This is a genomic window from Achromobacter sp. 1011811831 (genome assembly GCF_059760905.1).
Genome location: NZ_JCBANG010000154.1, coordinates 1 through 7405, shown reverse-complemented (window position 1 = coordinate 7405; position 7405 = coordinate 1). Strand labels below are relative to the sequence as shown.

At 68.7% G+C, this 7405-nt stretch carries 7 protein-coding genes; 6 read left to right on the top strand and 1 reads right to left on the bottom strand.

Annotated elements, in window-relative coordinates; translation table 11 throughout:
- The 3 genes from AC6LJ9_RS29815 to AC6LJ9_RS29805 all read left to right on the top strand — a co-directional run.
- On the top strand, nt 1–1017 hold a 1017-nt coding region (locus tag AC6LJ9_RS29815; protein ID WP_498150351.1), incomplete at its 5' end, for an acyclic terpene utilization AtuA family protein.
- Complete coding sequence (locus AC6LJ9_RS29810; protein WP_498150350.1) at nt 1014–1397, top strand: AtuA-related protein; 384 nt, start codon at nt 1014–1016, stop codon at nt 1395–1397. The genes AC6LJ9_RS29815 and AC6LJ9_RS29810, both read left to right, overlap by 4 nt.
- 34 nt (nt 1398–1431) lie before the next feature.
- Nucleotides 1432–2397 (top strand): Bug family tripartite tricarboxylate transporter substrate binding protein, encoded by a 966-nt coding sequence (locus AC6LJ9_RS29805; RefSeq protein ID WP_498150349.1) that lies wholly within the window; start codon nt 1432–1434, stop codon nt 2395–2397.
- Nucleotides 2398–2557: 160 nt separating this feature from the next.
- Here the strand turns inward: AC6LJ9_RS29805 and AC6LJ9_RS29800 are convergent, their stop codons facing one another.
- Nucleotides 2558–3334 carry a ferredoxin--NADP reductase gene (locus AC6LJ9_RS29800; RefSeq protein ID WP_103274508.1) on the bottom strand — a complete coding sequence of 259 codons (777 nt, stop codon included), beginning with the start codon at nt 3332–3334 and terminating at the stop codon, nt 2558–2560.
- Between the two features lie 370 nt (nt 3335–3704).
- Here AC6LJ9_RS29800 and AC6LJ9_RS29795 point away from each other — a divergent pair, with 370 nt between their 5' ends.
- From AC6LJ9_RS29795 to AC6LJ9_RS29785, 3 genes are all read left to right on the top strand, one after another.
- Complete coding sequence (locus AC6LJ9_RS29795) at nt 3705–4748, top strand: Fe(3+) ABC transporter substrate-binding protein (protein ID WP_498150348.1); 1044 nt, start codon at nt 3705–3707, stop codon at nt 4746–4748.
- A 167-nt stretch (nt 4749–4915) separates the two neighbouring features.
- Entirely contained in the window at nt 4916–6586 is a 1671-nt protein-coding gene (locus tag AC6LJ9_RS29790) for an ABC transporter permease (RefSeq protein ID WP_498150347.1), read from the top strand.
- Entirely contained in the window at nt 6583–7371 is a 789-nt protein-coding gene (locus AC6LJ9_RS29785; protein ID WP_498150346.1) for an ABC transporter ATP-binding protein, read from the top strand. The genes AC6LJ9_RS29790 and AC6LJ9_RS29785 overlap by 4 nt, the downstream gene beginning before the upstream one ends.
- Nucleotides 7372–7405: the final 34 nt, after the last annotated feature.

The window sequence follows — 7405 nt, the reverse complement described above, 5'->3', positions numbered from 1 at the left end:
GCCGTGGTGCACGGCGATGCGCTGGACGCGCCCGAGCAACGCGACCTGCTGCGCCAACGGCTGGGCGCCGCGCTGGACGGCCTGGACGTGGTCAGCGCCACCGCCTATCTGGGCGCGGCCGAGATCGCCCAGGCGCTGGTCGAGGGCGCGCAGATCGTGGTCGCCGGCCGCGTGGCAGACCCTTCGTTGACGCTGGGGCCGGCGCTGGCCCATTTCGGCTGGGACGCGTCCGACTGGCCGCGCCTGGGACGCGCCACCATCGCCGGCCACATGCTGGAATGCGGCCTGCAGGTCACCGGCGGCTATTTCAGCGTGCCGGGCCTGAAGGACGTGCCCGGCCTGCACGAAGCCGGCTTCCCCATTGCCGAAATCCAGTCCGATGGCGAGTTCGTCATCGGCAAGGCCGACGGCACCGGCGGCATGGTCGATGCCCGCACGGCCAAGGAACAGCTGCTGTACGAAGTGCACGACCCCGCCCGCTATCTGACCCCCGACGTAACCGCCGACCTGAGCCAGGCCCGCGTGGTCGAGTTGGGCACCAACCGCGTCGCGGTGCAAGGCGTCACCGGCCATGCCCGCCCGGACGAACTGAAGGTCAACGTCTGCTATCGCGGCGGCTGGCTGGCCGAGGCGGAGATCTCCTACGCCGGCGTGCAGGCCGAAGCGCGTGCCCGGCAAGCAGCCGACATCGTGCGCCGGCGCCTGGGTCCGGCGCTGCGGCTGCGCGCCGATCTCATCGGCGTGGTCAGCGTGCTGGGCGACGACGGCGGCGACATGCTGGCCGGCCTGCCGGAAGGCCGGGCGCGCGACGTGCGCCTGCGCCTGGCCGCGACGCACGCCGACCGCGCCCAGGCCGAACGGCTGCTGCGCGAAGTGACCGCGCTCTACACCTGCGGCCCGGCCGGCGGCGGCGGCGTGCGCACCGCCCTGCGGCCGCGCCTGAACATGATGTCCTGCACCATCCCGCGCGACGCGGTGCGCGCCGGCTGGCGCTTCCTGGAGGAGATCCCGCAATGAGCGCCGACCTCGTCAGCGTGCCCCTGTACCGCCTCGGCCACGGCCGTTCGGGCGACAAGGGCGACATCTCGAACCTGAGCCTGATCGCCTGGGATCCGGAATGCTACGCGGTCCTGGCCGCCCAGGTCAGCGAAGACCGCGTGGCGGCCTGGTTCGCCAGCCGCCATCCGCGCCGCGTGATCCGCTATCTGCTGCCCAGCCTGCACGCGATGAACTTCGTGCTGGAAAACGCGCTGGATGGCGGCGTCAACGACGCGCTCAACCTGGACGCCCACGGCAAGAGCCTGTCTTTCCGATTGCTGGACATGACGGTGCAGGTCAGCTCCGCGCTGGCGGCCCGTCTGCCCGACATACCCGGCGACCGCCCTGCGGCCGCCTGATCCACCCCACAAGAACACACACAGGAGACACACGATGCGCACGCCCCTCCAGACCCGGCTCGCCCTGCTGCTGGCGGCCGCCCTGCCGCTGGCCGCCTCGGCCCAGTCCTTCCCTGCCAAGCCTATTACCTTCATCGTGCCCTTCGCGGCCGGCAGCGCCACTGACCAGATCGGGCGCGCCATCGGCCAGGGCGTCACGGAACAGACCGGCCAGGCCGTGGTGATCGAGAACAAACCCGGCGCCAGCGCCATGATCGGCGCGGCCGCCGCCGCGCGCGCCGCGCCCGACGGCTACACCGTGCTCATCACCACCAACACCACGCATGCGGCCAACCAGCATCTGTACAAGACGCTGACCTACCGGCCCGTGGAGGACTACGTGCCGCTGACGCTGCTGGGCAAAGGCGGCCAGATCATGGTGGTCAATCCGAATTCGACGGCCAAGAGCGTCGGCGACTTCCTTGCCCAGGCGCGCCAGTCGCCCGGCAAGCTCAGCTTCGGCAGCGGCAGCTCCAGCAGCCGCATCGCCGGCGAGCTGCTGCAGCAGATGGCCGATGTGCAGCTGCTGCACGTGCCCTACAAGAGCAATCCGCTGGCCGTCACGGACCTGCTGGGCGGCCAGATCGACATGATGATCACCGACACCGCCACCGGCCTGCCCCAGGTCAAGTCCGGCAAGCTGCGCGCCCTGGGCGTCACCGGACTGGCCCGCTCGCCGCTGGCGCCCGACGTGCCGACCATCGCGCAAGCCGGCGTGCCGGGCTATGAAATGGGCTATTGGTTCGCGGCCTACGCGCCGGCAGGCACGCCGCCGGACGTGGCCAAGCGCCTGAATGAGCTGCTGGTCAAAGCCACGCAAAGCGCGCCGGCCAAGCAGTTCTATGCGCAGACGGGCACCGATCCCGCCAGTTCCACGCCCGAAGAGCTGGCCCGCTTCCAGCAGGCGGAAGCGGCGAAATGGGGCGATATCATCAAGAAGGCGGGGATTCAGCCCGAGTAAGCGCGCGCAGCGCCTGGGCTCCGCGTACTGGCCGTACTGGCGCGCCACCGGCCCCACGACGCGGGCCGGATGTGCGCAGCGCCCAGCAAAAAGCCCATCGCATGCGATGGGCTTTTTGTAGTTCCGCGAGCACGCCCTGCGGCGGGATCGGCGCGGCGACTTATTTGTCGACGAACGCGCGTTCCACCACGTAGTCGCCCGGCTGGCCCACGCCCGGGGACACGGTGAAGCCGCGCGCATCCAGCATGGCGCTGATGTCGGCCAGCATATGCGGGCTGCCGCAGATCATGGCGCGGTCGGTCTCGGGGTTGATCTGGGGAATGCCGATGTCCTGGCAGAGCTTGCCGTTTTCCAGCAGCTCGGTGATACGGCCCTGGTTGCGGAAAGGCTCTCGCGTGACGGTCGGGTAATAGACCAGCTTGTCGCGCACGATCTCGCCGAAGAACTCGTTGTTGGGCAGCTCGTTGCCGATGAAGTCGGCATAGGCCAGCTCGCTGACCCAGCGCACGCCGTGGACCAGGATGACCTTGTCGAAGCGTTCGTAGACGTCCGGGTCCTTGATGATGCTCATGAAGGGCGCCAGGCCGGTGCCGGTGCCGAACAGGAACAGGTGCTTGCCGGGCTTGAGGTCGTCGACCACCAGCGTGCCGACGGGCTTGCGGCTGACCAGGATGGTGTCGCCTTCCTTCAGGTGCTGCAGCCGCGACGTCAACGGGCCGTTCTGCACCTTGATGCTCAGGAATTCGAGGTTTTCCTCGTAGTTCGCGCTGGCGATGCTGTAGGCCCGCAGCAGCGGCTTGCCTTCGACTTCCAGGCCGATCATGACGAAGTGGCCGTTGTGGAACCGCAAGGCCGCGTCACGCGTGGTGGTGAAGGAGAACAGGGTGTCGTTCCAGTGGTGCACGCTCAGCACGCGCTCAGTATTGAAAGCAGCCATGTCGTATCAATTATGGGCGGTTCGGCGTTGCCGGGCTTGCGGCCCGTCCGCGCTCCGCGAGGATGGTTTCCGAGCCGCACTCAAAAACAGGCAAGAGTGAATAGGCGGTGGTCGGCATTAGGGTTGTCCCTATTCTACAGGGTCTCGATGATAATTGCTCTCATTATTCCGTAATACGCTTATGCCGTATTGATGGGGATCAAGCACGGGTCACACCTCCTTACGCGTAGTTGAACGCCGGAAATCTTCCTGGTATCGTCGCACTTCCATTTGATAATCATTTTCGTTATGCGGCCCCGGCATGCGTCCAGGCCGCTGGCACCACCCGCAGGAAGGCAGCCCTTCCCGCGTCCTCTTGCCGGAGTTGTTCATGTCCAAGCGTCCCCAACTGAATTCCCTGCTGCGCGTCCTGGCCCTGGCCGGCGCCGCCGCCTTCGCCGTGCAAGCCCAGGCCGCCGAGGAAGTCAGCCTCTACACCACCCGCGAGCCCAAGCTGATCCAGCCGCTGCTGGACGCTTTCACCAAGGAAAGCGGCATCAAGGTCAATACCGTCTTCGTCAAGGACGGCCTGCTCGAGCGCGTCAAGGCCGAAGGCGCCAAGTCGCCCGCCGACGTGCTGATGACCGTGGACATCGGCAACCTGCTGGACCTGGTCGACGGCGGCGTGACCCAGTCGGTCAAGTCCGAGACGCTGGAATCCGTCATTCCCGCCAACCTGCGCGGCGCCGATGGCAAGTGGTACGCCCTGTCGCTGCGCGACCGCGTGCTGTACGTCGAAAAGGACCTGAAGCTGGAATCCTTCCGCTATGAAGACCTGGCCGATCCCAAGTGGAAGGGCAAGGTCTGCATCCGCTCCGGCCAGCACCCCTACAACACCGCGATGGTCGCCTCCATGATCGCGCACGACGGCGCCGAAGCCACCGAGAAATGGCTGCGCGGCGTGAAGGCCAACCTGGCCCGCAAGGCCGCCGGCGGCGACCGCGACGTGGCGCGCGACATCCTGGGCGGCATCTGCGACATCGGCCTGGCCAACGCCTACTACGTGGGCCACATGAAGAACGCCGAAGCCGGCACCGACGCCCGCAAGTGGGGCGACGCCATCAAGGTCATCCGCCCGACCTTCGCCAACGCCAAGAGCGGCGGCACGCATGTCAACGTCAGCGGCGCCGCCGTGGCCGCGCATGCGCCCAACAAGGCCAACGCCATTAAACTGTTGGATTACCTGGTGTCCGAGCCCGCCCAGGCGCTGTATGCCCAGGCCAACTATGAATACCCGGTGCGCAAGGGCGTGAAGCTCGACCCCGTGATCGCCAGCTTCGGCGAGCTCAAGATCGACCCGCTGCCTCTGACCGAAATCGCCAAGCATCGCAAGCAGGCCAGCGAGCTGGTCGACAAGGTCGGCTTCGACAACTGATGCACCGTGGCCGCGCCACCAGGCGCGGCTCCGGCGCGCGGTCCCGGCGGTCTCCAGAGGCCTGCCCTCGCCCGCCCCGGCTCACGCCCGGCGGACGACGGCAGGCCTTGCCGCTCAGGAAGCCGGACGCGCCGGACGCCAGAACTTGAAGCTATCGACGTACAAGCATGCACACTGAATCCCTGTCCCGGCCCCTGCGGCTGCGTTGGACGGAACGCGGCGCCGGCTGGCTCGCCGGCGCCGCCCTGATTGCCCTGGCGGTGCTCGCGCCGCTGCTGATACTGGGCTGGTGGGCGCTGGGCGGCGACCTGGCCCATTGGCAACACCTGGCCAGCTACGTGCTGCCCCAGGCGCTGGCCAACACCCTCATCCTGCTGGCCGGCGTGGGCGCGCTGGTGGCGCTGCTGGGCACCGGATCGGCCTGGCTGGTGACCGCCTACGAATTCCCCACGCGCCGCACGCTGACCTGGGCGCTGCTGCTGCCGCTGGCCGTGCCCACCTACATCATCGCCTTCGCCTACCTGGACCTGCTGCATCCCATCGGCCCCATCCAGACCGGCCTGCGCGCCATCCTGGGCTACGACAGTCCGCGCCAGTTCCGCCTGCCCGACCTGCGCTCGATCCAGGGTGCGATCTTCGTGCTGGGCTTCGTGCTGTACCCCTATGTGTACCTGAGCACCCGCGTGATGTTCATGACGCAGGCCGCCAGCCTGCTGGAAGCCGCCCGCACCCTGGGCGCCGGCCGCGCCGGCGTGTTCTTCCGGGTGGCGCTGCCGCTGGCGCGTCCGGCCATCGTGGTCGGCATGAGCCTGGCCCTGCTGGAAACGCTCAACGATATCGGCGCCTCGGAATTCCTGGGCGTGCAGACGCTGACCGTCTCGGTCTACACCACCTGGGTCACGCGCTCCGACCTGGCCGGCGCGGCACAGATCGCGCTGACCATGCTGGCCATCGTCGTCGGCCTGATCTTGCTGGAACGGCATGGACGCAAGCGCCAGCGCTATGCCAACACGCAACGCATGCGCCCGATGCAGCCGCGCCGCCTGCACGGTCCGGCGGCGCTGGTCGCCGCGGCGCTGGGCTGGATTCCCGTGCTGCTGGGCTTCGTCGCTCCGGCGCTGTACCTGGTGGTGGAAACCTACAAGCGCCTGCACCTGGTCGGCGGCGTGTCGGGCCAGCTGCTGGTCGGGCTGCGCAATACGCTGACCGTGGCCTTCTGCGCTACCGTCGTCACCCTGCTGTGCGGCCTGATCGTCGCCTGGGCCGGACGCACGCTGCGCGAGAGCGCCGCCTTCAATCCCGGGCGCGCCTGCGGCCGCATCGCCAGCCTGGGCTACGCCGTGCCCGGCACGGTGCTGGCGATCGGATTGCTCACGCCCTTCGTCTGGATCGATACGGCCGTGGGCCGCCTGTTCGGCGGCAGCGGCCTCTTGCTGATGGGCTCCATGGGCGCGCTGGTGTGCGCCTATGCGATCCGCTTCCTGGCCATCTCCACCGGCGCCATCGAGGCCGGCCTGGCCCGCATTCCGCCGTCGCTGGAACAGGCGTCGCGCATGCTGGGCGAGACGTCGGCCGGCACGCTGCGCCGCGTCCACCTGCCGCTGCTGCGCCCGGCCCTGGCGGCCAGCGCGCTGCTGGTGTTCGTGGACGCCATGAAGGAACTGCCCGCCACCCTGCTGCTGCGCCCGATGAACTTCGACACGCTGGCCACCTGGCTGTACGCCGAGGCCGCCCGAGGCACCTACGAGGAAGGCGCGGTCGCCGCGCTGGCCATCGTGCTGGCGGGCCTGCTGCCCGTCATCCTGCTGGCGCGCACCAATCTGAAAATGGGACATTGAACATCTTGCCGTCCGATCTGCTCGAAATCGACCATATCTCGCTGGCCTACGACACGCCCAAGGGCGTGCGCGACGTGGTGCGGGACCTGACGCTGTCGCTGCCCGCCGGCCACATCGGCTGCCTGCTGGGCGAATCCGGCTGCGGCAAGACCACCGTGCTGCGCGCCATCGCCGGCTTCGAGCCGCTGCGCGCCGGCCGCATCCTGCTGGACGGCACGGTCATCTCCACCCCGGACATGCAGGTCGCGCCCGAGTCGCGCCGGGTCGGCATGATGTTCCAGGACTATGCGCTGTTCCCGCACCTGACGGTGGCGCAGAACGTGGCCTTCGGCCTGCGCAAGCTGGACCGCGCGGCGCGCGCGCGCCGGGTCGAGGAAATGCTGGAGCTGGTGGGGCTCAGCCATGCCGCTGCCAGCTATCCGCACGAGATCTCCGGCGGCCAGCAGCAGCGCGTGGCGCTGGCCCGGGCGCTGGCGCCGTCGCCCGAGCTGCTGCTGCTGGACGAGCCCTTTTCCAACCTGGACGTGGACACGCGCGAGCGGCTGGCCTTCGAGGTGCGCGAGATCCTGAAGGCCACCGGCCACACCGCCATCCTGGTCACGCACAACCAGGCCGAGGCCTTCGCCATCGCCGACCGCATCGGCGTGATGAGCAAGGGCCGCATCGCGCAGTGGGACACGCCGTACAACCTGCACCACCACCCGGCCGACGCCTTCGTGCGCGACTTCATCCGCAGCGAGGCGCTGGAAGAACAGCGCGAACAGGTCTTCGCGCGCGGCCGCTGAAGGCAGCGCGGGCGGCCTGGACCAGGGTCCGGGC

Coding starts and splice junctions, on each gene's coding strand:
- AC6LJ9_RS29795 (WP_498150348.1), top strand. CDS start 3,705: ATGTCCAAGCGTCCCCAACTGAATTCCCTGCTGCGCGTCCTGGCCCTG.
- AC6LJ9_RS29800 (WP_103274508.1), bottom strand. CDS start 3,334: ATGGCTGCTTTCAATACTGAGCGCGTGCTGAGCGTGCACCACTGGAAC.
- AC6LJ9_RS29810 (WP_498150350.1), top strand. CDS start 1,014: ATGAGCGCCGACCTCGTCAGCGTGCCCCTGTACCGCCTCGGCCACGGC.
- AC6LJ9_RS29805 (WP_498150349.1), top strand. CDS start 1,432: ATGCGCACGCCCCTCCAGACCCGGCTCGCCCTGCTGCTGGCGGCCGCC.
- AC6LJ9_RS29790 (WP_498150347.1), top strand. CDS start 4,916: ATGCACACTGAATCCCTGTCCCGGCCCCTGCGGCTGCGTTGGACGGAA.